The 26148-nt window shown below is 49.1% G+C and carries 25 protein-coding genes and 6 pseudogenes; 5 read left to right on the top strand and 26 right to left on the bottom strand.

The window, feature by feature from the left end; all coding sequences use genetic code 11:
* The first annotated feature begins 14 nt into the window (after positions 1-14).
* The gene (locus XI25_RS06775; protein ID WP_046677924.1) at positions 15-875 is read left to right on the top strand and encodes an ATP-dependent DNA ligase; all 861 of its coding nucleotides are present in this window, start codon (positions 15-17) and stop codon (positions 873-875) included.
* An 18-nt stretch (positions 876-893) separates the two neighbouring features.
* Here the strand turns inward: XI25_RS06775 and XI25_RS06770 are convergent, their stop codons facing one another.
* The 17 genes and pseudogenes from XI25_RS06770 to XI25_RS06700 all read right to left on the bottom strand — a co-directional run bounded on the left by XI25_RS06770 (position 894) and on the right by XI25_RS06700 (position 17777).
* Positions 894-1478: a DUF4393 domain-containing protein gene (locus XI25_RS06770; protein WP_268794476.1), complete on the bottom strand. Its 585-nt coding sequence runs from the start codon at positions 1476-1478 to the stop codon at positions 894-896.
* A 7-nt stretch (positions 1479-1485) separates the two neighbouring features.
* Positions 1486-1677, bottom strand: a complete 192-nt coding sequence (locus tag XI25_RS06765; protein ID WP_046677923.1) for a hypothetical protein — start codon at positions 1675-1677, stop codon at positions 1486-1488.
* Between the two features lie 17 nt (positions 1678-1694).
* Positions 1695-1889: a hypothetical protein gene (locus XI25_RS06760; protein ID WP_235439713.1), complete on the bottom strand. Its 195-nt coding sequence runs from the start codon at positions 1887-1889 to the stop codon at positions 1695-1697.
* 110 nt (positions 1890-1999) lie between these two features.
* Positions 2000-2503 carry a tyrosine-type recombinase/integrase gene (locus tag XI25_RS34240; protein WP_235439712.1) on the bottom strand — a complete coding sequence of 168 codons (504 nt, stop codon included), beginning with the start codon at positions 2501-2503 and terminating at the stop codon, positions 2000-2002.
* Between the two features lie 50 nt (positions 2504-2553).
* Positions 2554-2916: a phage integrase SAM-like domain-containing protein gene (locus tag XI25_RS34235; protein WP_235439711.1), complete on the bottom strand. Its 363-nt coding sequence runs from the start codon at positions 2914-2916 to the stop codon at positions 2554-2556.
* Positions 2917-3367: 451 nt separating this feature from the next.
* On the bottom strand, positions 3368-4399 hold the full coding sequence (locus XI25_RS06750) for a tyrosine-type recombinase/integrase (protein ID WP_235439710.1): 1032 nt from the start codon (positions 4397-4399) through the stop codon (positions 3368-3370).
* 437 nt (positions 4400-4836) lie between these two features.
* Positions 4837-5724, bottom strand: coding sequence for a carbohydrate ABC transporter permease (locus XI25_RS06745; protein WP_046677922.1), 888 nt, complete (start codon positions 5722-5724; stop codon positions 4837-4839).
* Positions 5725-5739: 15 nt separating this feature from the next.
* Positions 5740-6596 (bottom strand): annotated as a pseudogene (locus XI25_RS06740) (ABC transporter permease).
* A 125-nt stretch (positions 6597-6721) separates the two neighbouring features.
* Entirely contained in the window at positions 6722-8446 is a 1725-nt protein-coding gene (locus tag XI25_RS06735) for an extracellular solute-binding protein (RefSeq protein WP_046677921.1), read from the bottom strand.
* Between the two features lie 110 nt (positions 8447-8556).
* Positions 8557-9912, bottom strand: a complete 1356-nt coding sequence (locus XI25_RS06730) for a response regulator transcription factor (protein ID WP_152669075.1) — start codon at positions 9910-9912, stop codon at positions 8557-8559.
* 3 nt (positions 9913-9915) lie between these two features.
* Positions 9916-10911, bottom strand: coding sequence for a sensor histidine kinase (locus XI25_RS34230; protein ID WP_235439709.1), 996 nt, complete (start codon positions 10909-10911; stop codon positions 9916-9918).
* Positions 10877-11659: a hypothetical protein gene (locus tag XI25_RS34225; RefSeq protein ID WP_235439708.1), complete on the bottom strand. Its 783-nt coding sequence runs from the start codon at positions 11657-11659 to the stop codon at positions 10877-10879. The genes XI25_RS34230 and XI25_RS34225 overlap by 35 nt, the downstream gene beginning before the upstream one ends.
* A gap of 172 nt (positions 11660-11831) precedes the next feature.
* A complete protein-coding gene (locus XI25_RS06720) occupies positions 11832-13922 on the bottom strand; it encodes a right-handed parallel beta-helix repeat-containing protein (RefSeq protein ID WP_200901394.1) in 2091 nt (696 codons plus the stop codon).
* Positions 13923-14041: 119 nt separating this feature from the next.
* Entirely contained in the window at positions 14042-15136 is a 1095-nt protein-coding gene (locus XI25_RS06715) for a peptidylprolyl isomerase (RefSeq protein ID WP_046677920.1), read from the bottom strand.
* A gap of 229 nt (positions 15137-15365) precedes the next feature.
* Positions 15366-16098, bottom strand: a pseudogene (locus XI25_RS06710) (ABC transporter permease).
* Positions 16099-16109: 11 nt separating this feature from the next.
* Positions 16110-16865, bottom strand: coding sequence for an ABC transporter permease (locus XI25_RS06705; protein ID WP_046677919.1), 756 nt, complete (start codon positions 16863-16865; stop codon positions 16110-16112).
* A pseudogene (locus tag XI25_RS06700) lies at positions 16865-17777 on the bottom strand (ABC transporter ATP-binding protein). The gene XI25_RS06705 and the pseudogene XI25_RS06700 overlap by 1 nt, the downstream one beginning before the upstream one ends.
* A 233-nt stretch (positions 17778-18010) precedes the next feature.
* Between XI25_RS06700 and XI25_RS06695 the strand changes: the two are divergent.
* Together XI25_RS06695 and XI25_RS06690 are read left to right on the top strand one after the other, a co-directional pair.
* Positions 18011-18662 (top strand): annotated as a pseudogene (locus XI25_RS06695) (response regulator transcription factor).
* A gap of 47 nt (positions 18663-18709) precedes the next feature.
* Positions 18710-20053 (top strand): sensor histidine kinase, encoded by a 1344-nt coding sequence (locus XI25_RS06690; RefSeq protein ID WP_046677918.1) that lies wholly within the window; start codon positions 18710-18712, stop codon positions 20051-20053.
* Positions 20054-20186: 133 nt separating this feature from the next.
* Here XI25_RS06690 and XI25_RS33270 read toward each other — a convergent pair whose 3' ends face one another.
* From XI25_RS33270 to XI25_RS06650, 9 genes and pseudogenes are all read right to left on the bottom strand, one after another.
* On the bottom strand, positions 20187-20333 hold the full coding sequence (locus XI25_RS33270) for a hypothetical protein (RefSeq protein ID WP_160308884.1): 147 nt from the start codon (positions 20331-20333) through the stop codon (positions 20187-20189).
* Positions 20334-20519: 186 nt separating this feature from the next.
* Positions 20520-21422: a tRNA (guanosine(37)-N1)-methyltransferase TrmD gene (trmD, locus tag XI25_RS06685; protein WP_046677917.1), complete on the bottom strand. Its 903-nt coding sequence runs from the start codon at positions 21420-21422 to the stop codon at positions 20520-20522.
* 1 nt (position 21423) lies between these two features.
* Positions 21424-21948, bottom strand: a complete 525-nt coding sequence (gene rimM / locus XI25_RS06680) for a ribosome maturation factor RimM (RefSeq protein WP_046677916.1) — start codon at positions 21946-21948, stop codon at positions 21424-21426.
* A 157-nt stretch (positions 21949-22105) separates the two neighbouring features.
* On the bottom strand, positions 22106-22336 hold the full coding sequence (locus XI25_RS06675) for a KH domain-containing protein (RefSeq protein WP_007132100.1): 231 nt from the start codon (positions 22334-22336) through the stop codon (positions 22106-22108).
* Between the two features lie 21 nt (positions 22337-22357).
* Positions 22358-22630, bottom strand: a complete 273-nt coding sequence (rpsP, locus tag XI25_RS06670; RefSeq protein WP_046677915.1) for a 30S ribosomal protein S16 — start codon at positions 22628-22630, stop codon at positions 22358-22360.
* A 44-nt stretch (positions 22631-22674) separates the two neighbouring features.
* Positions 22675-24054 (bottom strand): signal recognition particle protein, encoded by a 1380-nt coding sequence (gene ffh, locus XI25_RS06665; RefSeq protein WP_046677914.1) that lies wholly within the window; start codon positions 24052-24054, stop codon positions 22675-22677.
* A gap of 24 nt (positions 24055-24078) precedes the next feature.
* Positions 24079-24436, bottom strand: a pseudogene (locus XI25_RS06660) (putative DNA-binding protein).
* A gap of 157 nt (positions 24437-24593) precedes the next feature.
* Positions 24594-25242 (bottom strand): annotated as a pseudogene (gene trhA / locus XI25_RS06655) (PAQR family membrane homeostasis protein TrhA).
* A gap of 34 nt (positions 25243-25276) precedes the next feature.
* Complete coding sequence (locus XI25_RS06650; RefSeq protein ID WP_046677913.1) at positions 25277-25462, bottom strand: hypothetical protein; 186 nt, start codon at positions 25460-25462, stop codon at positions 25277-25279.
* Positions 25463-25641: 179 nt separating this feature from the next.
* Between XI25_RS06650 and XI25_RS34220 the strand changes: the two genes are divergently transcribed.
* Positions 25642-25836: a hypothetical protein gene (locus XI25_RS34220; RefSeq protein WP_235439707.1), complete on the top strand. Its 195-nt coding sequence runs from the start codon at positions 25642-25644 to the stop codon at positions 25834-25836.
* A gap of 31 nt (positions 25837-25867) precedes the next feature.
* A complete protein-coding gene (locus XI25_RS34215; RefSeq protein WP_235439706.1) occupies positions 25868-26107 on the top strand; it encodes a hypothetical protein in 240 nt (79 codons plus the stop codon).
* The last annotated feature ends 41 nt before the right edge of the window (positions 26108-26148 follow it).

Here is a 26148-nt window from a genome sequence, read left to right as displayed (position 1 = left end):
ATAGAGGTGTTTTTATGTTCATCGATCCGATGTTACTCGCAACAGCGCAATCCCCGTTTTCGGACTCGCGCTATATATTCGAACCTAAAATCGACGGTCATCGTTTGATCTTCTCTCAACAAAACGGCATCGTCCGCCTATACACGCGCCATAACAACGACTGTACGCGCCAATACCCGGAGATCGCGGGCGTTCTGTTCCCGCATGACATCGTACTCGACGGCGAAATCGCATGCGTCGATCCGGCGACCGGCACGTCCGACTTTGAGTCAGTTATGGCGCGATTTCAGGCGAAGAAGGCGGATAAGATTGCGGCATTGTCCGTTACTCAACCGGCCACGTTCGTCATTTTTGACGTGCTGCAATATAACGGTAAAGACCTGCGGCGGCTGCCGCTAATGGAACGCAAAGAAATACTCGCGCAGATCCCGTTGACGTCCGCTAGCTTCGGCATTGTACCGTTTATCAATGGCGCTGGCGAAGCGTTATTTACGCAGATACAAGCGTGCGGCATGGAAGGCGTTGTCGGCAAGCGGAAAAATAGCGCGTATGAGACGGGCCGCCGATCGGATGCCTGGCGCAAGGTGATTAACTGGTCGTACGCGGACGTATTTATTACCGGCTACCGTAAAAAGGAGTTCGGATGGCTGGCGGGCATTTACGACAACGCAAAAATACGCCCAGCCGGTATAATCGAGCTAGGCGCGAATCCTACGCATAAAAAGGCGTTTTATAACGTTGTTAAGCCGTTAATTACCGGCGAGGACCGTAATTTTGTGTATGTTGAGCCGCGGATTCGTGCGCGCGTGAAAATGCGGAATTGGACGCGGTCAGGGATGCTGCGGAGTCCGGTGTTTACGGAGTTTATTGTTTAGGTCCAGACTGGCTTGTAACTATAAGCAGCAACTACAGAAATTCTGACCAAATTGTGTAATTTCCCAGGCTGACTTCCTCACCTCAACCCTTGTAGCTGCGCCGCTTGGTTGGGAAGAGTACATTACACGCAGGTCTCTTACTAACTGGTGTTCTTCAAGTGAGCGATAGAACAGATTATTATTAAAGCTACGATTGATATCTATATAAATTAGACCCAGTCTTACCAAGTTATCAATTGAAGCAGAATAACTTAAGTAATTATCTTTATTTAACCCAGGAAGAGGGAAGAAATTATGTACTATAGGTACGTGCCCTCCCTGACCATCAAGTACGTTGAGTACGATCGACCCGCAACCTATACTATTCCTGTTGTTCGATAGAAAATGTAAAGTTCTTGCGTCTAAGGGAGATAATTGCTTAATGACTTCAACAAAGGAAGGATGCGCGACTTCTATATGGCCCTTATTCATGGAAGCCGCGATTAATTTTGCGAACATTTTTCTCAATTCCTCGTGTTCAATGTAATACTTTGCTGCCTCAAGTGCTGGGCCTGCGATGTTCAATTCAGGCTCAATCACATCACACGAGGGAACCTTAGCCAACTCTTTTTCAATATTTTCTTTGAAAATCTTTATCTCGGTTTCCTTTTTTTATTTTAGCTTTAAGGAGAGGAGAGAACACTAAATAGAAAAGGTTCCCAAAGCCTTCTCCAATTTGCTTTGCTGTGGGCTCTAATGACGCTTGAGTTATTTCCGCTGGAACCTTTATGCTCTTGCTTAAATCATCGAGAAAATTTGACATTCTAAATCCACTCCCTGTCAACTCGCATATTTAAACGTACAACTCACGCGAAGATAACGCTTGTCCCCGATCTTGACGCTATTCTCCGTTATTTCTTCGATTCTCCCGGCGCCAATCAACTCGCCACCTACGAAAACAACGATAGGCGACCGATCCAATTTCGCGGTGTAGAGGTGGATATCGGAGGATAACGTCTTCATAAAACGACTCATTTCGTTTCACCTCGCGCTTTTTCACGTTCTTAACCGAAATTTTACCATACTCCGCAAAAATTGTCCGTATTTTAAGACCGCTAATCGTTAAGTAATTAGCGGTCCTTGGTTTACTCTATTAACTTGTTTAGCGGGCTTGCTTTTACGTGGTCTGCCTTAAGATCCTCATCTGCCAGTGCTACGTATCGCTTAGTCATTGTAATATCCACATGACCGAGGGTTTTTTGAAGACTAAAGGCAGAGGCACCGCCGCGTATAAATTCAAGCGCGAAAGCGTGTCGTAGGGCGTAAGGTGTGATGTGAACGCCAACTTTTTTACTGTGACGTTCAAGACGATCACCCCATGTATGACGATTTAATTTATTTCCTGACTCTGTACTGAATACAGGGACTTTATTTGCCCATGATCGTGGACGCATCCTTATAAATCGCTTCAACGCATCTACTGTAACAGGGGATATGTTTAATGTACGTGAAACTCGTGTCTTTGCTGCGCCATCTGGTATTCGTAACCATCCAGAAATTAGATTAAAGTCGTTAGGTCGTAGTGCAAGTGCCTCTGAAGGCCGTATACCAGTATCCAAAGTCAGAAGAATTAACGTATAATCTCGCATTCCTGTAAATGTATTCTGATCTGGTACTTTCAGAAGTTCTTGGAGTGTTTCTATGCTGATTGCAACGATACGAGACCCTTCTTTTTCGTTTTTTTAATCTTAGCAAGTGGATTCTTTTTGAGATACCCTTTTTCAACACACCAATTAAAAAATGTCCTCAAATAAGTTAATCGACTATTAAACGTGGCGGGAGCAATATCTTTCTGCCTAAGGTGGTCTTGGACGGCTTCCTCCAACTTAAAATAAGATTCCCAAGCATCTGGATACCTTTTAAAAAGTAATTCGACTGAGCGAACATAGTCGTCATGTGTACTTTCACTAATGCCATTGAGTAGCTTAAATCTAAGGAATTCCTCTAAAACGTTCCGCCAATGCCTGCTAGTTATTTGTGTTGTTCTTCTGTGTCTCAGCATCTAAAATCTCCTTATGTTTTTTCTAATATTATACTAAATACGAAAAAAATACGAACAAATATACGCAGTGAACGATGAAATTCACGTAATATCACTCGCTAAACGCGGCTCAGATTCGCTAAAGCAACGTAAAAAAAGCGCTCGATCTAACGGGATGATATCCGCTGATCGAGCGCTTTTATTTAACCTAACCTAATGCTAACCGGTATTCCGTTGAAGAGGATGTACAAAAGGACTGCCGCGATAACTATTCCGAAAAATATGCCGGTCATTGTGTCTGCCGTCCCTACCGGTTCCGGCTCGTCCAGTTTATTCGGATCTTCCATAGCTGCGCCTCCGTTCCGTTTTTCCTAAATTGTACCATAAGCGTAATTTAACGAAAAAACACGATTTATTTCGCGTAAAATAGCGCCCAACCAACGGAATGAATGCCACTGATAAGGCACTACTTCTACTGCTTACGCTTTTTCTGAAGATTGCTGATGACGTTATTCATTGGCGAAAATTCATCATGCTTTTCTTTGATAGATTTTTGTGAAAGATGAGTATAACGTGAGACCATACGCAAATCAGAGTGACCCATAATCTCCGCCAGATAGCGCTCTGTTCCGCCGTTTTCCAAAAACAGCGTAGCCGACGTATGCCGAAATAGGTGCGGGTGTATCCGGATGTTAATTCCGACTTTTTCTGCGTAATTCTTCAAACGATCCCGAAAACGATCATCACGCAAAGGACCGCCGTAGTTTGTTAAAAACACGTATTCCGAGTCAAACTCCTCGCATTCCTTTATCAATTCTTGTATAAGTCGCATCGTCCGTCTTTGAAGCGGAACGGTTCGTCCCCTTCTCGATTTGGCCACAATTTCATTAATGTAAATTGAATCATGATCAAAATCCACGTCTGATCTTTTTAGCGACAGTACTTCGTTAATACGGCAGAATGAATCGATGAGTACGTTTATTATGACGTAATCGCGAAAGCCGGCGTATGTCTTTTGATTAGGTGCCGCCATCAGCTGCTTCATCTCTTCAACGCTCATAATGGTTATTTGCTTCTCTGGTTCCTTGACTTTTCTAATCCTCGCGGAAGGATTCCGATCAATAATTCCTTCTTCCTCCAAGAAGTTGAACATTGTTTTTAACGTCTTCATTTTCGTGTTTACCGTTACCGGCGAAAGACCGACCGTCATGTCCCGTTCATGTTTGTGCGGATGACCGTCCCACTTGCGTTTGCTATGTAGTAGCCATGCAACGTACTTGCGGAGCAAATCCGGCGTTACTGCGGTAATCGTCCTCTCTACGTCTACCTCAGTCATGTATGCACAAAAATAACGATAACTCTCGTTGTATAATTCTAGTGTGCGGGGCGATCTCCCTTCCGCAACTTTTGCCGCGTAGAATATATCGAATAACTCATCCAGCGACTTATCCGCGCCTCTCTCATTGCGGCCGTTTTTATACCGTTTGCCCATCCGATTGTCCAAATAAAAAACGCCTCCTTTCGTAAAATTGAATACGATAAGGAGACGCAAACCCTTCGACTTTTTAGGCGCGCACACATGCGTTACATTGTGCGGAAAGCCCATCGTTAAAAACGTTGATATAGCGCGGTTTATAGCGGATATTTTACGTGAGGAAACCCCAAGGGTGCGCGCTACCAGACTGCGCCATACCCCGACACTGCTTCAGACTAAAATTGCGTCAAGACAACGTATTGCCTGCGTTAGCTACAACGTTTATCCTGCGCCTAACTCTCGTTCAACGTTATTATAACGGATAGGCGCGCACCCATGCAAGAGTTAAGCGCGCGCACTACTGCAGAGATTTTAGAAGCAACTCTGTCGTGGATTTTCCGCTGCAAGCACGCCCCGATGTTTCAAGCTATTCACTGGTTTACTTCAATCCCTCTTTCCCATACGCTCTATTCCTTGACGCTCCCTACGGTCATCCCTTTGACGAAGTATTTTTGCAGGAATGGATAAACCACCATAATCGGCAGCGCACCCATGAAAATTTGGGCCGTGCGCAGCGTTTTCTCGCTCAGGTTTTCCATTGCCTTGATCTGCTCGATCGAAATGGAGGTCAGCTGGGAATTAATTGACATGATCAGGGTGGACAGATAGGTTTGAAGCGGGTATTTTTCGGGCGAATTCAAGTACAGGATTCCATCGAACCAGGCATTCCAATGTCCCACGATGGTAAACAGTCCAATGGTTGCGATGGACGGCAGGGATACCGGCAGGTAAATGGACCATAACACCCTCCAGTGTCCCGCACCGTCAATCGTTGCCGCTTCATCCAGTTCCTTCGGAATGGTTCTGAAAAAATTCAGCATCAGCACCATGTTCCATACATTCAGCGCACCGGGCAGAATCAGCGCCCAAATGGAATCGATCAAGCCCGTATTCTTCACGATAATATAGGTGGGGATCAACCCGCCGCCGAAAAACATCGTGATGGCAAAAAACCACACATACGGCGTTCTGTACTTAAACTGGCTGTTGGATTTCGAAAGCGGGAATGCGGTAATGAACACAAGAAACATATTTACGACGGTCCCCAGCACCACCCGTTCAACGGACACCCACAGCGAGCGGAAAAATTCAACCTTTTCGCCCAGGTATCTATAGGCATCCAGATTAAAGCCGACCGGCCAAAGCTTCACCTCGCCGGCCATGGCGGCCGTATTCGAGCTGAGCGAAATGGAGAGCAAGTGGATGAACGGGATGATGCCGAGCAGGGTGATTGCGGTGAGCAGCAGCGTATTCATTATCACGAAAAGCCTTCTGCTGATTGTTGGTCTGTGCATCTTTCTACCTCCAGCCTAAAAGATCCGGTAATTGTTATATTTGTAAGCCGCATAGTAGGTCACGGACACGAGAACCAGCGAAATCACGGATTTAAAAAAGTCCGACGGCGGCGGCTGGTCCAAATTGTTGGCTAAACATTCCGAGCCGGTAGACGAAGGTATCGATCACGTCCGCACCCGCGTAAACCGTTGGATTATACATGATCAGGATTTGCTCGAAACCTGCATTCAGGATTCCGCCGAGGCTTAACACGCCAAGCAGGATCAAAATGGGGGCCATCCCCGGAAGCGTAACATGGAGCATTTGCTTCCATCTTCCTGCACCGTCAACCTCGGCCGCCTCGTATAATGTCGAGTTAATGCCCGTAATGGCGGCAAGCATGACGATCATGTTATAACCCATCCCTTTCCAGACGTCCGACCCGATCACGATCCCGCGGAACCATTGATTATCCAGCATGAACATGACGGGCTCCATGCCCAAAGCGCCGAGCAGCCCGTTGACCGGCCCGTTCAAGGAGAACAGCTCGATGATCACGCCGCCAAGAACCGTCCAGGAGAGAAAGAACGGCAGGAAGATGGCGGATTGTATGAAACGCGAGAACCATCTTCTGGCGACCTCGTTAAGCAGCAATGCCAGGATCAGGGGAACGAGCAAGAACAGCACCATTTTGGAAATGGAGATAATAATCGTATTTAAGAGTACCTGCTTAAAATCCGGCAGTTCGAACACATACCGAAAATTATCAAATCCGACAAACTCGGAGTTGAAAAAACCTGAAAAGCGGCTCGAATTGCTGGAAAGCCATCACAAGGCCGGCCATGGGGCCATAGGCATAAATCAGCGTGACGATGATTCCGGGCAGCAGCATCAAATGCAGCGGATATTCTTTTTTTAAGCGTTTTCATGGCTGAACCTCCGTTTATTTTAAAACGGGAGGGATTTGCCGATTTTCCAGGCTCATCCTCCCCCGTTTCGTTTCAATTCCCAAAAAAATTATTTCGCAGCCTGCGTGCTGTACCAATCATTGACCTCTTGGGTAATTTTGTCGCCGCCCAGGGTTTTCCAGCTTTCCGCGAACTTATCGAATTCATCCAGAGGAGCGCCCATAATAATCTTGGTAAAGGTCTCCTGCATCAGCTTGTCCAGCTGCGATCCTTTTTCCACTTGGGTTTCCGTAGGCAGGCCATAAAATTCGTTGTTCACAAACGCTTGGCTCTCTTTGATCTGACGAGTCATGCCCCATCCGCCGTCTTTCGCCGCACGGCTGAAATACTGCCCCCAGTTTACCCCTTTGGTAGCATTCGCCGTATTGCCCGCAAGGTAATCCTTGGTTGCTTTGAACACGTCGGCCACGTTCTTGTAATTTTCGTCATCCAGCGTGATTTCCGTCTGATTCGCATCCAGCGCCTTGTTGACTTCCGTAAAGATCGTATCGATTTGGGCTGGGTTATAAATCCGCGGGTTGAACCAATTGTAGACATATCCTTTTTCGGCTTTATTCTGGTCCATGTATTTCTTGTTGCCCATTTCTATATAGAAGTTGATCATTTTAATCGCCGCTTCCGGATTTTTCGATTTCTGGTTTACGGCGAAAATCTTGCTGCTCCGGATTTTGGGAACCAGCGACTTGCCGGGTCCGTCCACACCGGGGATCTGAACCGCAATCCAATCCGCCTTCGGATCCTTGTCGACGTTCAGGTTCAACGGCCAGTTCGGATACCACCATTCGCCGTAGGAAATGCCGACTTTGCCTGCCGTGATGTCTTCAACCGACTTGTTCTCATCCTTCAGCGCAAATTCTTTATCCAGAATGCCGTCCTTGTACCAGGATTGCAGTTTGCCGAGCGCCGTTTTGACTTCCGGTTGAATGATGCCCGGAATCAGCTTGCCGCCGCTGTCCTTAATCCAGGCCGTCTGATTGTCGCCGATGGACGGATAAGCGCCGAACCCGTTGAAGAAGCCTCTCAGATCAAAGCCCCAGAAGAACAGATTCTTTTGCATCGCAATGCCGTAGGTGTCGTTTACGCCGTTTTGATCCGGGTCATTTTGCACAAAAGCCTTGGCGACCTTCTCCAGATCATCCATCGTTTTTGGCGGCTCCAGCTTCAGGTTGTCAAGCCAGTCCTTCCGTATCCATAGAAGCTGCGTTGACAGGAAAGGATCCTCGAATGCCGGAATCCCTAATTGCTTGCCCTCCGAATTAAACGTCTTCATGGCAAAACCGCCGTCGGACTCCATATACTTCTTAAGCGTCGGAGATGCGTAATCGTTATAGGCTTGCGTAAGATCGGCCAGCATATCCTGTTTCTTCAGTTTCTCGAAATTTTTCGGGTCCAGCTCGATGATATCCGGCAGATCGGCGGATGCCATGGCTAATGAGAATTTCTGCTCGAACTGGCTCGACGGAACCGTCCATTTGTATTTGACTTCAATATTCAACATATCTTTTAAATCTTTGAGATACGCATTCTGTTCGGGCGTTATGCCCTTAGGCGTCCGCGGATCTTCGGGCGGATTGTAGCCGAGCACCTCCGTTACCGTTACCGTTTCCGGGTATTTGCCCAGCGGTTCGGGTGGTGCAGCGGTTTGGTTCTCCTCCTGGGAAGAGGTCTGGGGAGTTGAGCCGGCAGGCTCGTTTCCTTGACTTGAACAGGCGGATAATACCGATAGCGTCATCGCGGCAATCAAAATCATTTTCCATGGTTTGAGTCGTTTCATGTTGAAGGCCTTCCCCCTTTTGCGTACCGTAATCGTGTTAACCGTGCTTCATGCATTCATTATAAATCCCAAGGGAAAGCGCTAACAATTTTGAGTTTTTTACATTGCTATCACTTTTTTTTACTTATATGGAGTTCCGGTATTCCTGAGGGGAAACGCCCATTTTTTTTCTTGAAAAATGTAGTGAAATAAGAATGCGAATCAAAACCGACCCGGGCGGCAATCTCGTTCAACTTCAGGTTGGTATGCAGCATCAGATGAAGTGCGGCTTCCAGTTTTTTCGTCTGAATAAATTCCAGCAGATTATGGCCCGTCATCTGTTTGTAGTACCGTGAGAGGTAAGACGGGTTAAAATGCACCTCATCCGCTATCGCGGTCAGGGAGACATCGCCCGATAAATGCTTCTGGATGTACCTATGTATCTGATCGATTACCATTGATTTCATCTCATCCTGCTGCATTCGGCCGTGCTGAACCAAAGCCTCTTCATATTTGACGGCCTGTTCAATGTCAACGATGACCATGCACTGGCCAAGTTCGGCCCTGCGCTGCAGGATGGACAGCAGAGTTTCATACTGCCGCCGGATCGAATCCCACCGTCCCTTCAGGTTATGGGATATCCCGAAGGATACGGAAACCCCGAGCAACTCCTCGCACTCGTTTTGTACAAGCTCCAGAATTCCTTTTATATAGGCCGCTATCCCTTTCCAATCCAGCTCCGACTCCGGACCATTATCCTGAAAACGGCCGAGCAGCTCCGAATCGGGTTGAAGCAGCCATATCAAAGAATGATGTTCATATACAACATGCTCATTGACAAACGAGGAGGGCAGATAATTTTGAAACGTCCCTTGAACCGACTGGACCGCTTCCTTGGTCATGACCTCCAAGTTATCGATCCGGCCGACCAGAAAGAAGGAAGGCTGGTCAACATGGATACGGAAGTTCAACTCCTCATAACGGGACTCGGACAAAAGAGTTGGAACCGGCTCACCGTTCAGCATCCTCTCTACAAGCTCGTTTTTCAAAAAGCGCTCGGCGATTTGAAAATGTTTCTTTGCCTTCTCTTCCTGAATTCGGCGGCGGTTCTCCTCATCAAGCTTGCAGGAAGCCTCTTTCACCGCCTGAAAGATCGGCTCGATGCCTTCCGTTTTCAGGATATAATTGTCTGCATTTTTGCGCAGGGCCTCATGCACAAATTCAAATTCGCTGTAGCCGGTAAGAAAAATAATCCTGCACAGCGGCCAATAGTATGTGATTTCGTCAACGAGCTGCAGACCGTTCTTTTGGGGCATGCGGATGTCGCTGACAAGAATGTCCAGCTTCATTTTCCTGGCGATCTCAAGCGCCTCCCTCGCGGAATAGGCTTTGCATACATCAAGTTCAAACTGCGGATTCTCCTGAAAAAGCTGAACCAGGCCGTTGGTTATAGCCGGTTCGTCGTCTACGATTAACAGTCGATACATGGGTTATGCCTCCTCTTTTCCAGTAAAAACGATCAGATCTATCCTTAATCCGCCATAAGAGCTCCGCGAGGCGAATAGCCCGCTGCCTGGCCCGTATTTAAGCTGAAGCCTGTTATTGACATTGATTAGTCCCGTTTTTTCAATATGCTTGGAAGGGGTTGCGAGCTTTTCGCGCAAATGTTCGATCTTCGCATCGGTTGCCAGATTTCCGTTATCCTCCACGGTGACCCGCAATCCGCCATCCCGGTACTCCGCATGAATATAGATCATCCCTTCCCGGGCATCATCTTCGAAAGCATGTTCGAAGATATTTTCGACAATGGGTTGAATGATCAGCCGCGGTACGGTAATGGCCGGGGGGATATCCGCGATTTCCCCGTATTCATAAGCAATCCGGTTCGAAAAACGGATGCACTGAATATCGCAGTAATCCAGCGCATGACGGTATTCTTTATAAAACGGAACCTGATCCGCGCCGCTTCTGGTGATATATTGGTAATAACTCGCCAGCTTTTGCGAAAGCTCCGCGGCACCGTCCGCGTCTCCGACCTTGCACATCATGTAAATGTTGAAGAAGCTGTTATACAAAAAATGCGGATTGATCTGGGATTGCAGCTGCTTGAGCTGGGAGTGCTGCAATGCTATTTTTTGCTCATAGTTTTCCTCGATCGAATTCTTCAATTTAAGCGCCATATTGTTAAAGCTGTTGAACACATAATGAAACTCATCCTTTGATTTGGATTCGATCATGATATTCAGATTATCGGTTTCGAGCATATGAAACGCCTTGACCAGTTTGGATAAAGGCCTGTGGATCATGAGATTGACCGAGAAGGAATACAGAATCATGACGATAAGGGCTATGAAAAACAATGCGTAAAACCAAGTCGTGAATTGGCTTAGGGGACGGGTGATTTCATTCTGGTTCACGTACATGATGAGCGATAAATTCAGTGAACCGACTTCATTTTGGATAATATAATAGCTGATGCCCTTCATTTTTTTTGATCATTGGCGTATCGGAGTCATGCATTTCCTCTCCCTCGGCAAGGCCCAGAATTCCGGCGGATTCTCCCGGTTCCCGCGCTGTCGTCAACACGGTGCCCCATTCTTCATTGCCCAGCAATACTTCAGATTCCGGATACAGCTTTGCGATTTCGGTTAATGCTTCCAGCAGCCTCGGCTTGGAGATCTCAATGTATGACCAGATGCTACCGTTATTTTCGGTTTCAATGAAAAAGATCCGGTCGCCGCTTCTGTAAAAGGAGGGTTTGGGCGTAGCCGACATAAGCGACGATATCAGCCTCATTTCATCGTTTGGTATATTGGTAACGCCCGAAACCGTGGAGATGGTTTTGCCGATATTTTCAACGTAAACGCCGGCATTCACCACATATTCGCTCGATACCGTTAGCATGGTCAGCCGGTCCCTGGCCTGCTCTATCAGTTCCACCTCTTCGTAATTCTCCAGCATGCCGCCGCGGAAGCTGAGTTTCTGAAGATCCTTGTCGTTCAACAGCTGCAGCTGCAAATTCCGAATAAAATACATTTCTTTATCCAGCTGTTTGGAGTAAAACGACGCGCCTGCCAAAGACGAGTTCAGAATGGCATGTTTGGTCGTGGACATCCCCTTGTAATTAAGCCAAATATTCATGGAAATGAGAGGAAGCAATAATAAGACGAACACAACGACGATTTTTTGATACACGAACCACCGGGATGCTTTTCCCGCAGCATGAAGTTTCATGTTCTCCCCCCCAGATTAACCCCCATATTGGTACAGGTTCCACTATCATCAAGTATAGTGATTAACAAAAAAAAGAATCATCCCTAAGGAAGATTCTTTTTTTGGGGCTTGCCCTGGAATTTAAGAAGGTACAAGCCCTTGGATTGCGCATTTCTTAACTATCACAAATAGATTACCGATTATAGTACATTTCCAGCTCATTGATCGCGAAATTGCCCCATTTCAGGTTCGCTCCGCCCACTTTCAACCTGAACTTGGCAGCGGTCGTCGGGTCGAAATCAACCGTTTGGGTTTCGTTCGTCTGGTCGCCGTACTTCCAAACCCATTGGATGCCTGTCTTTAACGGTACCCAGTCCGTGCCGTTAAAGTACTCCAGATCAAGCGTGGTGATGCCTTGGCCCGTTCCGAATCTTGTTACGATTTTCAATTGATTGGCGGTTACAGGCTTCGTTCCAAAATCAAGCGTGACATAGTTCGGAAAGGTTACGCCCTTGTCCACGCTGGACCAGGCTCTGTCGTAGGAGCCGTCAGTCAGCCATTTGATGGAGCTGGTGGACAAGGTTGCAACCGATGCCGTTGCGGTTGCGAGCGGCGCCAGATTTCCCGGAGCGGGTCCCGGCGGCGTCGGCATCGGCGTGATCGGCGCCGGCGTATAGGTGATCGGGGTTTTACCGGTGGCGGGAGGTACGGTTCCCTGATACTCAAACGCTCCGATATCCGGATCCCCGTTATACAGCGGATTGCCGAAGTAATCCCTTCCTCCGTTATCGGCAATCGGAACCCCCGCGCCAATCAGCGGAGAATCGCTTTGAAGCCGGTAGCCGTCAACCGTATCCATTCCGGTTCCTCCGCTGCCCGGATTCACGAATTTCGGATTTGCCGTCACCTTATGGGCATCGGCGCTAACCAACGTTTTGCCGCCGAAATAGGCGTTATTGTCAAAGGTTTGGCCCGTTAGCGTCCAGCCTCTGTCCCCGACGCTGTAGTACGCGTTGTTATAATTTTTGATATTCTTCGGACTGCCGGAGGCTTTGGTGAAGTAATCGCTCATCACCGGATTCCCGGAAGCAGCCCCGACATAAATGGTGTTGTTGTAATTCAGCACCGTATCGATGGAGCCGCTGTAGCGGAAAATACGGGCCCTGTCATTTTGGCTGATGTTATATCTTACAATCGTATTGATCGTGTTATAGGTGTCATTAACATAGAGCATGAAACCGCCGGCATTATCATGGCTGTAATTGTATTGGACCAGGGAGCCCAGATTGCCGGCATCCACATCGAAGCCCGTACCGTCTTCCGAACCGTTGCGGCTGGCAAACGATTCATTATACTGGACTACGTTGTTGTCGGCATAAGCCCACCAGATGGAAGCATTGGTCGCCAAATAAGTGGCTTCCTGAACGGTATTATGCTCCACCACCGCGCCATCCGTTACATTCCAGGCGATGCCGCCGGTTGCCGCGCGAACTACGGTATTGTTTGAGATCTTTACGCCGGTTGACGGCGTCCAAGCCCCGTACGGTTTGGGCACCCATTCCCACAAATCGCCCATGCCGTATCGAACGATGCAGTTGGAGCCGATGTAAATTCCATACGCGTCCACATCGGTTAACGTATTGCCGTCAATGAGCACATCGTTAAAAGCGCTTGGCACCCATGAACCCACGGAGTCGAAAATGATCCCTCCGGACCGGGTCGTATACACGCCATCGACATCATGGACGTCAAGATTTTTGATATGGATATGGTTCAGAATTCCGCCTTCCTCATTCAGGATGTAGACGCCTCGCCGCTCTCCGCGGGCACCCTTCCAATCTCTCGTAAACGGCTCGGACGATGGGTTCGTCACTTCCAGATTGTTAATTTCCCAGTACTGCTGATTCTTTAAAAAGACCGTTTGGAGTTCCGAGGTCACGCCGGAGATAAGCGGTTTGTTCCCTGTCCCGTACATGTCGATGACGATTGGGCTGCCCTCGGCCCCAGACCCCTTGGGCCACAGCTGTCCCTGCCAGGTCCCACCTGCTTTGAACAAAATGCGATCTCCCGGGGCAAAGGTCGTCGCGTTCACCTTCCCCAGCGATTTCCACGCTGCATCCGGGTTCGTTCCCGAATTGTTGTCGTTCCCGCCGGCATGATCCACGTAATACGTAGTCCCTGCGACGGTTTCGGCCTTGACCGGCACCGCGCTGACCGTGAGGCCCGAGATCAAAACGAGGGACGTCATCATGCCGATTACTTTTCTCGCTGTCCTCTTAAACATGCGTTTATCCTCCTTTTAAAGGAATGTTTGACGGAATTCGGAGTTATCCCCGGACCGCCTTTATGTAATGGCTCCACATTTTTTTGTGAAGCGCTTACAAAAAATGCCGGATACCTCGACTATTCATGGGCCGTCCAGGATCGATACAGCGATTCATTGACTTCGACATGGGCTTGGTCCATTTTTTTTCGTACCCAAACTTCATATTCGCTATCGATATAATCCTTGAGCACCTGCTCTTCTATCTCCGGATAAGGGGCGTACATGGAGCCCGGCTCGGTTTTCTCCGTACATTTCATTAAATACAAGCTTCCGTTCTCCTCAATGATGCCGCTTGTTTCGCCTGTTCTCATCTTCTCCGCAGCCCTGGCGACAGGGCTTCTGGAATTGTGCCGGGAATTTCCCAGATGGAACACAAGCTCCTGCTGAGCCTCTTGATCCGAATAGATTTTGGCGATATCGCTGAAAGTGGCCCCTGATTCCAGTTCGGCGTATGCCTCTTCCAACTGCTTTTTAGCCTGAACTTTTTTCGATGGATCGGCATTGCGATCGGAATCCAAAAAAGAAATGGACATGCTGACTACCTTTACGACGCCCGGAGTCTGGTACAGCTCATCCTTATGCAACTCGTAAAATGCTTTGAGCGCCCGTTCGTCCGGCTTCGATTCGTCATCAAGCTGCATTTTTTGCTTCACGGCCGTCGTGGCGTTAGTCATGATGTACTCAAAATACGTATTTTCGTTGTATCGGACCGGTCCATAAATCACCTGCCGGTTAGCGACCGCTTTGGCCCTGCGAGCATTTTCCTGTTGAAGCTGCTTCAAGAACTCTGGATAGCCGATATGCTTCAAAATACCTTGGTCCATGGCAATCCACTGTCTGACCTTAATTCTCACGCTGTCATCCAATGCCTTTTTCTTTAACGCGTCCAGAGGGACTTCTCCGCCATAAGCGGTTGTCCAGAACCCGGATGTCTGTTCCGCGCCGTATTTTTCATGGAAATAATTCAATATTCCGGACTTGTTCCTTTGCGCTGCCCTACTGAATTCCGGCAGCGTGATCGGGATTCCATCGACGGTCGCGATCACGTCATATGTCTGTTCATCTGCCTGAAGCTTTCCCTTGATCAACGCGGCAGTCGTGCAGATCGACAGCACAAAAAAGCCGGCAATGACCCATTTATATTTCGAACGTGGACGTCCAGCTTGCTTCATAACCTGCAGCACCTCCTGAACAAATCGATGTATTTCGGCATTTGCTTTGTCGGTTGTTCAAATTATAGACCTGATTTCAAAGCCAAGACAATTTCAAATCATTTACTTTGGCTTTCAATATTTTTACACGATTTGGATATGGCCCGTTGTTAAAAGAAAAATGACTCCGAATCCGTCAGGAGTCATTTTCCCTAATTAGTATCGAACAACGATTACCCTCTATCCTCGGTTAGGCCACCACATCCGATTTTCGCAGCCGACGGATGGCTGCCGCGCTGATTGCCGCCATGTAAAGCAGATTCATCACGTAAAATGTTAGATGATCACCCGGAGTGAGGCCCTCCTGACTGAGCACCCCCATTCCGGTGGTTAACAGCGAATTCGGAAAAAACAAGGAGAGTTTCGCCACGTACATTCCCAACCCCAAAAATGCAGCGCATAGGCTGATTCCAACCGGTGCCGCAAAGCTGCGGATCCGCATGGAAAGCGCCAGTTGAAAAACGCTGATGGCAAGGGCCGCTATCCAGCCGCGAAATAACCATCCGGGTAATTCCGGGGGAAGCGCAGCAGACAGGCCTGTTAGTTTACCACCAAGGAAATACAGCAAAAAAAAAGAATCCTTGCACAAATATGAGAAGCGTGCCGGCCACCATCAGTTTGGCTATGAAAATATACGCTGCGGGTACAGGGGCGGTCATGACCATATTCCAGTTTTTGTTGGCATGCTCCAGCCTGCACAGAAACGCATTGCAAATGGCGATGAGAATCGGAAGAAAAAACTCCCCGTAAAACAGGCCGACCTGCGACCACAAGCTGTACCATTCCTTTTGCAGAGCCCCCTGATTCATGGCGAAATTCGCGCACCCGATGAACACGCTGACCAGCGGCAAAATCATCAGTATCATCCATATGCGGGAGTGGCGGAGCTTCAGCCATTCCGCAGAAACGCAATGTCTTAACATCTTCATTCCTCCTATACTTCCTGTCTGGATACATGCAGGCTGCCAGCCGCATAAATCGCAAATCCAGCCGCGATCAGCATCCCCGTCACGGGCAGGGCTTCACCCCAATCGCGTACGATGAGCTGCATTTCTTCGCTTGCATACTTTTGCGTAATCGGGCTTAAGCCCGTATAGTAAGTCCACGCAAAAAATCTCCTTACCGTCGCCGGGAACAAATCGCCCACCAACCCGATAAAACCGCCAAGCATGCCAAGACAGAGCGCAAAAGCCTGATTTTTGACGGCCATGGACATCCATTGCTGCAATGCGATAACGACCATATTGGTCACCGCAACGCCTATGAGAAAACGAACCAGAAGGAAGATTGGAACAGGCTCAATAAAATCATTCATGACTCCAAAGGCAGCAATGGCAAGCACTTGCAGCAAGCACGCACACAGCATGATTAAACAGGCACATATATATTTTGCCGCGTAAAGCTGCCCTCGCCTCACGGAAGCCGACAACAGCAGCTTCCATGTATTCCCCTTATGCTCCATATCGCAAATGCGGGATACGACAATCGCTGAAAGAATGGGCAAAAACAATCCGTTCATCGAAGATAGCATGACAATGACCGGCTCCCATCCGGCTCGGCCGGGATGGCGGGAAAACGACATGCCGGCTGCAGCAAACGCCCAAACGATTTCTGCGCAAAGGAACAAAACCGTCATCAGAAGCAGGCGTTTGCGGCGCAGTTTATAAAATTCAAGGCGAATCATTCTCATTACAGGCTGTTCTCCTTTCCTGTAATCGCGAGGAATATGCTCTCCAAATTCCGCTTATGTTCTTCGATCCGCAGCACATCGATATGGGCTCCCGTCAAATCTCTGTTGGCCTGCGCTACCTGCGAATCCGTGAGATGTTCAAACACCAGGCAATCCTTTTGTAGTATGGGAAAAAGGCCTTTTCGAACAAGCACTTCATGTGCCGAAGCGTTGTTCCTCGTCCTGATCCTAATGGTAGGTTGGCTTTTGCGCTGCAGCTCCTCCATGCTCCCCTGGAACAGCATTTTTCCGTTGTTGATAATGCCTACCGAAGTTGCCATCTGTTCAATTTCTGAAAGAAGATGACTGGACAGCAGGACCGTCATTCCATAACGCTGCGGCAAAGACCGAATCAGTTCCCGGATTTCGCCGATCCCGGCAGGGTCAAGGCCGTTAGTCGGTTCATCCAGGACAAGGAGCTTCGGAGACGCAACCAATGCCATGGCAATGCCCAAACGCTGCTTCATGCCAAGGGAATACAACGCAACTTTTTTATCCTTGTGATTTTCAAGCCGGACGATTTTCAGGGCTTCCAACACATTTCGATCGGGAACATCGCGAAGCCGCTGGACGATGCGCATATTTTCCAACCCCGTCAGATGTCCGTAATAGGAAGGCGATTCAATGAGCGAACCGATTTTTTTTTAGAATGGAACGACGGTTGGTTTCCAAGTCTTTTCCAAAGACCGTTATTTTGCCATCCGTAGGCTTGACCAGTCCCAAAAGCATTTTCAAGGTGGTGGATTTGCCGGCCCCGTTCGGGCCTAGGAAACCGTAGATGGCCCCTTCGTCAACGGATAAATTTACCTGGTTTACAGAGAAAGCGTCCCCGTAACGTTTAGAAAGATTGTGGGCAGAAACGATTTGGTTCATACTTTTTAGCTCCCATCTATATGGCATTTGCCTGATATGACCAAAATTATTGCAGCCGGGTCTTTCGCCAACCTGACGCTAACCTTAAGCCAGCCTTAAATCATGAAACACGACCGGATTTATAGGTGAAATAAGATGAAAAATTGGTATATTGGTAATGGGTGATTTGAATATGGAAGAATTGAAAAATAAAAAAGCTGCTCATTGTGGATGATGAGCAAGATATAAGGGATATGGTGGATGGATTTCTGCGCAAGGAGGGGTTTACTCGCATCTATCATGCAGCCGACTGCGCGGAGACATTAGAGATTTGCCGGTCGGTAAAGCCCGACATTGCTATCCTCGATGTCATGCTGCCGGATGGGGACGGATTTTCCTTACTGCCTTCCCTGCGTCAAATATCAAATATGCCGATCCTTTTTCTGTCAGCGAGAGGAGAGGATGAAGACCGCATATTGGGGCTGGGACTTGGCGCGGATGACTACATTGTAAAACCGTTTTTGCCGCGGGAGCTCGTTTTGCGTTTGAAGGCCGTCCTGCGCAGGGTTTATTCTCCGCCAAATCAGGAAAAGCGCCCGGCCTTCCGTTTGGGAACGCGCTATATTGATTTGGAAAGCGGCATCATAAAAAAGTGAAGAGGGCGAATGTCCTATGACGGCAAAGGAGCATACGCTGCTTTCCAAGTTTTATGAAAACCGGAACCGCATTGTAACCAATGATGCCCTTTGCCAGGCCACATGGGGAGATGATTATTACGGATACGAAAATACGCTGATGGTGCACATCCGCCGCATCCGCGAGAAAATCGAGCCGAATCCCTCCAATCCGGCATTTTTATTAACCGTCCGGGGATTGGGATACAAGCTGATCGTGAAGGAGGATTAAGGTGGAAGGGACGGTACGCATCTTAAAAGCGCTTTGTCAGCTCAACCATGCTCATCTCCATTTTTCTGCTTGTCCTCAATTTTATCGTGCTGTCTGTCTGGATCGGAAAAGGAGTGAACGAAGGAAAATCTCCGTCCTTTGTAGTACGAAGCGTCGCAGAGGGATTGCATCGTTCGTCCCATGCCTATTCCTTGAACGCCTCATCCCAAAAGCTGCTGGATGAACATCGGGCATGGGCGATGCTGATTGGCGAACAAGGTCGGGTGACATGGAATTACAAGCTGCCGAGTGAACTGGAACAAACTTATTCGCTGACGGATGCGGCCAAGTTTTCCCGCAGCTACTTGAGGGACTATCCGGTTTTTATTTGGGAGCATAGCGAAGGATTGGTGGTTGTCGGGTACCCGAAAGGAACCCTTGCCAAATACGAGCATGTCCTTTCGGTAGGATTGGTGGAAAACCTGCCGTTAAAAGCATTGATTCTGCTGGCGGGAAACATTGCATTGGCCTTGTTTTTGTCCTTGTTGATCGGTTCCAAGCTGATCCGCTCCATCCGTCCGCTGACGCATGGCATACAAGCCCTGGCTGAAGACAAAGAAGTATTTGTAGAGCCGAAGGGAATATTGGCCAACCTTGCACTAAGCATCAATCACGCATCCGCATTGCTGAAACGGAAAAACAATGCCTTAAAAAGCAGGGATGAAGCCCGATTGAACTGGATTGCCGGCATTTCGCACGACATCCGCACGCCCCTTTCCATGGTGCTGGGCCACGCAAGCGATTTAGAAGAAAATGACGCCGTGCCTTCAGATCAGCGGCGTCAGGCGGGAATCGTCCGGAAGCAGGCAGAAAAGCTGCGCTCTTTGGTCCATGACTTGAACCTGGTCTCCATGTTGGAATATGACATGCAGCCGCTCGGCAAGAAACCCGTCCGGCTGTCGGCATTGGCAAGACAAGCCGCGTCCGAACTGCTGAATAACGGCTTGGACGAACGGTTCACGCTGGATGTGGCGATTTTGGATGAAAGATCAAAAGTGAACGGGGATGAACGGCTGCTGCTGCGCGCCATGACCAATATGGTGCAAAATAGCATTTTTCACAATCCGGACGGCTGCCGAATCCGTTTGCAAACCTCCTTTGACGAAAGCCGTCATATCTGCCGTTTTACGGTATCCGATAACGGTAAAGGAATCTCCCGAAGCGAACTTCCCGATTTGCTTGAACTTCCTTATTCATCCAAAAGAAAACACCCGCGCCAAAACGGGCACGGGTTGGGGCTGCCGATGGCAGCGCGAATTGCAAAAGCGCATCACGGTTGCTTGGTTTTATCCAGCGATGCCGGACAAGGTTTTCACGCGAATATCGAATTGCCTGTGATCGAGCCGGAATGAACCTGCCATATATGTTTAAAACGCCTTCTACGGATATACAACCGCAGAAGGCGTCCAATTTTCCGGATGGAAACGGTGTTGTGAACCCCAGCATCAACTGAGAATTATTAACGGGGTTGGCTTGTCGCGTCTATTAGTTTAGGGGTTTCTCGGACGGGTTGGGATTCGTTCCTTGACGGCTGCTATAGTAATCTAAAATATCGTCTACCGTTCGAAATGTAACCTCATCTTCCTGTTCGTTAAAACGTTTATAGGGGTGATCGCTTTGAGTGTTCTTCATGTGTAAATCCTCCTTACAATCCTTCATTTAACCCGTTATATTATTACCCGTTTGCTATCGATTTGTACCTGCTTTTTAAAAAAAAATTGGACACCTTGCCCGCAAAACGGATGTGCCTTCCATATTCGTAAGCGCTTTCATTATTTCGGAGAGCCGTGCGTCGGCTCTTTGGCTTTCACACGAATTTCATGAATCGAGTTTGCCATTGTCGTCTTTACGCGCCGCTCTCAGCTTATCCAAGAACATCCGGTCCTTTTGGGACAGTTCCAGGCTGTCCAGCAGTTCCGGTCGCCGCTCCCAGGTCCGCTTCAGCGCCTGCTCCCGCCGCCACACGTCAATGTTCGCATGATGCCCGCTCAGCAGAATATCCGGCACCTTCCAGCTGCGGAATTCCGCGGGACGCGTGTAGTGGGGATATTCCAGCAGCCCGGTACTGAACGAATCCGTTACCGCGGATGTTTCATTGCCAAGAACACCGGGGAGCAGCCTTACGACGGAATCAATAATGACCATCGCGGGCAGTTCTCCGCCCGTAAGCACATAATCTCCGATCGACAGCTCATCCGTAACCAGAAACTCGCGAATCCGCTCGTCGTAGCCCTCATAATGGCCGCAAATGAATACCAGGTGCTCTTCCTTCGACAGCTCCTCGGCCTTCTTCTGCGTAAATGTTTCTCCTTGAGGGCACATCAGAATGACGCGCGGCGCTTTGGTTTCGGCGTGAGCCGTTTCGCCTGCGTCCAGACCGGCCTGAGCCGTGGCGATTTCCATACCTTCAGGTGTCCGGGTATCTGAAGCCGTGTCGGCATCCGCGGCAGTCTCTGCAGGCCTTTCGCCTTGCCCCGCCTGCGTTACACCCGGATTAAGCAAATCCTCAACGGCGGCAAAAATCGGATCGGGCTTCAGCACCATGCCTCCGCCGCCGCCATATGGCGTATCGTCCACCTGGCCGTGCTTGTTTCCGGCGTACTGCCGGAAATTAACCGCATTCAGCGAGACGATGCCTTTCTCGGCGGCCTTCCCCAAAATGCTGGAATGGAAGACCCCGTCAAACATTTCAGGAAACAGTGTCAACACATCCACCTTCATGCTACAACAACCCTTCCATCAGATGAACGCGTACGATTTTCGCCTCTTTATCCACGTCCAGGATGACATCCGGAATCGAAGGCAGCAAAACCTCTTTTCCCTTCGGTGTTTTAACCACCCATACGTCGTTTGCCCCCGGCGTCAAAATCTCCGTGATCGTCCCAAGCTCTTGGGCAGGCTCGTCGTCCGTAACAACCCGGCACCCGATAATTTCATGGAAATAATATTCGTTATCCGGCAGTTCCTCCTGAAGATCCTCACTGATTTTCAAAAGACTTTCCTTATATTTCTCCGCATCGTTTATGCTTGCGATTTCTTTCAGCTTTATGATGTACATATTTTTATGAAGACGGGACGACTCCACCGTCACGGGAATCGGGGCGCCTCCTTTGGTCAGAACGATAAACAACGGGCTGTTTTTGGCAAAACGCTGTTCTGCAAAATCCGTATGCGGCATCACCTTGATTTCGCCGCGAATGCCGTGCGTGTTCACAATTTTTCCTACGGTAATCAACTTCTGGGACATGGTCTTCCTCCTGCATCAAACGTAATAAGCACCAGCTTGCATTTCTAGCCTAACGGTTTTCTTCAGCATGTACGAAAAAGGGCTAGGACATGCATCCTAACCCCCTTTCGTATATCTTTAAGAAAAAGTCTCTTAAGAATATGCTTTTTCGATAATCTTAAGAAATGATGTCAACGGTCACCCGTTTATCCATTTTGACTGCCGCCGATGTGACGACCGTGCGCAGCGATTTGGCGATACGCCCCTGCTTGCCTATGACCTTCCCGACATCGTCAGGATGCACGTGCAGCTCATACACAATCAGATGCTCCTTCTCCACCGTCTTCACGGTCACATCTTCCGGATGATCCACCAAAGCCTTAGCGATAACACGAACTAATTCTTCCATAGATGACCCTCGCGATCAGTCTTATTTCTGATTCTTAAGCTCGTGGAACTTCTTCATCACGCCCGCCTTGCTAAGCAAGTTGCGAACAGTGTCGGATGCTTGAGCACCGTTTTGAAGCCATTTGAGCGCTTTTTCTTCATCGATTTTAACTTCAGCCGGTTGAGCAACCGGATTGTAATAACCGATTTCCTCGATAAAGCGGCCGTCACGCGGAGAACGGGAATCCGATACCACCACGCGGTAGAAAGGGGCTTTGTGAGCACCCATGCGTTTCAGACGAATACGTACTGCCATTGAAAAATTCACCTCCTTCAAAAAATGTCAAACCTATCTAAAGCTTAGCGGAAAGGAAATTTCATTCCCTTGCCAGCCAGACCTTTTAACTGCTTCAAGGCTTTGTTCTTGCCGCCTTTCGGCCCCATCATATCGGAGAACTGCTTCATCACGCGGCGCATTTCATCAAACTGCTTGATGAGACGGTTAACCTCGGCCAGCGAGGTTCCGCTGCCGGCCGCAATCCGCTTCCGCCGGTTATGGTTGATGATGTCCGGCTGCTGCTTCTCTTCCGTGGTCATCGACTGCACGATGGCCTCGATCCGGCTCATCTGCTTCTCGTCCACCTTGAGATCTTTAGCCTGCTTCATCTTGCCCATGCCCGGGATCATGTCCATCAGCTGATCCAATGGACCGAGCTTTTTCACCTGATCCATCTGCTCCAGGAAATCCTCGAACGTAAATTCCGCATTGCGCATCTTCCGTTCCATTTCCTTGGCTTTCTCGGCATCGATATTCGACTGGGCCTTCTCGATCAAGGACAGCATATCGCCCATCCCGAGAATACGGGAGGCCATGCGTTCCGGATGAAACGGCTCCAGGGCATCGATCTTCTCGCCAAGCGCGGCAAACTTGATCGGACAGCCGGTGACGGCCTTGACCGACAATGCCGCACCCCCGCGGGTGTCGCCGTCCAGCTTCGTTAACACGACCCCGGTCAGCTGCAGCTGTTGATTGAAGCTCTCCGCCACATTGACCGCGTCCTGGCCTGTCATGGCATCGACCACAAGCAGAACTTCATCCGGCTTCACTTCGCTGTGAATCTGCTTCAGTTCCTCCATCAGCTCTTCATCGACATGAAGGCGTCCGGCCGTATCGATAATGACATAGTCATGGTTGTTGTCCTTGGCATGCTGCAATCCCTGCTTCGCGATCTCCACCGGGCTTGTCTTATCCCCCAGGGAGAAAACGGGAACCTTGATCTGCTCCCCCAATACCTGGAGCTGCTTGATCGCCGCCGGGCGGTAAATGTCTCCCGCTACGAGCAGCGGCCGGCTGTTCTGCTTCTGCAAAAGCTTGGCGAGCTTGCCGGAGGTCGTCGTTTTACCCGCCCCCTGCAGGCCAGCCATCATGATGACCGTCGGAGGCTTGGTGCTCTTTGCGAGTTTGGCCTGGCTTCCGCCCATCAATTCCGTCAATTCCTTGTTGACGATATCGATGATGACCATTCCCGGCGTGAAGCTGTCCATCACTTCCTTGCCGACGGCTTTCTCTTTGACTTTGGCCACAAACTCTTTTACCACTTTGAAGTTGACGTCGGCTTCAAGAAGCGCCAGGCGAACCTCGCGCATGGCTTCCGTTACATCTTCTTCGGACACCTTGCCTTTGCCGCGAAGCTTGCTGAACACGTTCTGCAGCCTGCTGGTCAATCCTTCAAACGCCATATTCGCCACCTCCGTCCTGCTTTATTAATCCCATATCATTAATTGATTCAACTTGTCGTTTATTAATTTCCTGTCTTGGTCCTTCCCGACGCTGCCGTCCACAAGACTGCGCAGCTCTTCGATCCGGCGAAGCCGCTCCTCGTGCTTTTTCAAAAGCCCCAGCTTTTCCTCGTAGATTTCGAGGGCCTGTTCGGCGCGCTTGATATGCTCATACACGGCCTGGCGGCTGATTTCAAACTCGGTCGCGATTTCCCCCAGGGAAAAATCCTCATGAAAGTAGTGCTTTAAAAAACGTCTGCTGCTTCTCGGTAAGCAGTTGTTCATAGAAATCGAACAGCAGATTGATCCGGTTCGTTTTCTCGAGCCGGTTGTCCTGACTCATTTTAAGGCACCCCCTCGTCAAGGGAAAACACTTTACAGTTCACTTGACGAACCTTATCATACAAAAAACAATGAAGGATGTCAAGCATTTATCCTTGTCATCCTTCATCAGTCAAACGGGCAGACAAATCAACCCGGTTTGCTCCCACTCGCCTCGGTTAACCGATGGGAAGCAAGTAAAGCAGTACGGCGAAAAAGTGAAGCACGCTGCCCGCCAAAACGAATAAATGCCAAATGGCGTGGTGGAACGGAAATGCCCTCCATACGTAGAAAATCGTCCCGATCGTATACAGCAGGCCTCCGCCAACCAACAGGTTCATTCCTTGAGGAGCCACGACCGAAGTCAGCGGGTTCCAAGCAATGACGATAAGCCACCCCATCGCGATATAAAATACGGTCGACATAAACAGGAATCGTTTCACGAAAAAACGCTTTGAAAATGCAGCCGAACAGGGCGATTCCCCAGATAATGCCGAACAGGGTCCAGCCCAGGGTGCCGCGGATCGCGACAAGCAAAAACGGCGTGTAAGTCCCCGCGATGAACAGATAGATGGAGGAATGGTCGAGAAACTCAAAGATATCCTTCGCTTTGCCTTCCTTGAAGCTGTGGACCAGGGTGGAGTTCAAATACAGCAGCAGCATCGTCGTACCGTAAATGGTAAAGCTCACCACATGCCATGCCGTTCCTTCCAGACTCGAAAAAACGATCAGCAGCACAAGGGCGGCCACGCTGAGAGCGGCCCCGATCCCGTGGGTAACGGCATTGGCTATCTCTTCACGGCGGGGGTAGGTATGCGTATTCGCCATAATCCAAATCCTTTCGTCCTAATCTTTATCATTATTATAAGCCCTCGGCGAATCCAAATCCAGCGAGCGCAAGAACCTGATCCAGCAGCTCCCTATGCTGAACCGAAACGCACACGACCGGCCGGTATCCCGGCGCTTTCTCCGATTCTTTGATCAAAGGGGCCATCTCAATGGCTTCCGGCCTGGTTCCGAAAATAAACAGCGCCTTTCTCTCATCCATTCCTACCATTCCTTAAGAAGTCATATATTTTATGGATACGCTAGTTTCAAAGAATGGCCTGGTTATTGCGGTATAACGGAAAAAATTCAATCTTTTTTTTCAAAAAGGTTCATCCATCCAGTTCTATGAAGCTATCAATGCATATACTGCTGACAGAACGAGGAAAGGAGGAACAGCCATTGGCCGTCATTATTTATCCGAAAACCATGAACTGGTCTTATATGAAGCAGCGTCCGCAGCAGTTGATGACACAGCTGGGCGCCCTGGGACATCAGGTGTATTTTGAAAACCTGGCCCCGCTCGACCGGGAGTTCCGCGAAGTCGAAAAAAAACGTGTACGCGTTCACGGATATCAAAACATTTCTCTACCGTAAACTCCCCCGGCTCCGCAAGGAACATCCCGTCGTGGTCTGGACCACCTGGTCCAAGCTTCGCACCCGGATTCAGACCCTGTACAGCCCGGATGCCGTCATCTATGATTGCTGCGATGAATTTCCCCACTGGGCCAAATTCGAACCGAAAATGATTGAGGCCTCCGATCACCTTGTCTGCACCGCAGAGGTTATCCGCTCAAGACTAAATCTGGCCCATCCCGATAAACCGCTGACCCTTATTCCGAACGGCGCGGATCCGTCTTTTTTTTGAGCTCCCCGAACAAGGCAGACCCTCCGACCTTCCGGCCGGCC

It is taken from the genome of Paenibacillus sp. DMB20 (assembly GCF_000987955.1).
Classification (GTDB): domain Bacteria; phylum Bacillota; class Bacilli; order Paenibacillales; family Paenibacillaceae; genus Paenibacillus_AQ.
The sequence above is the reverse complement of the archived record's forward strand: the minus strand, read 5'-3'. Positions and strand labels throughout refer to the sequence as shown.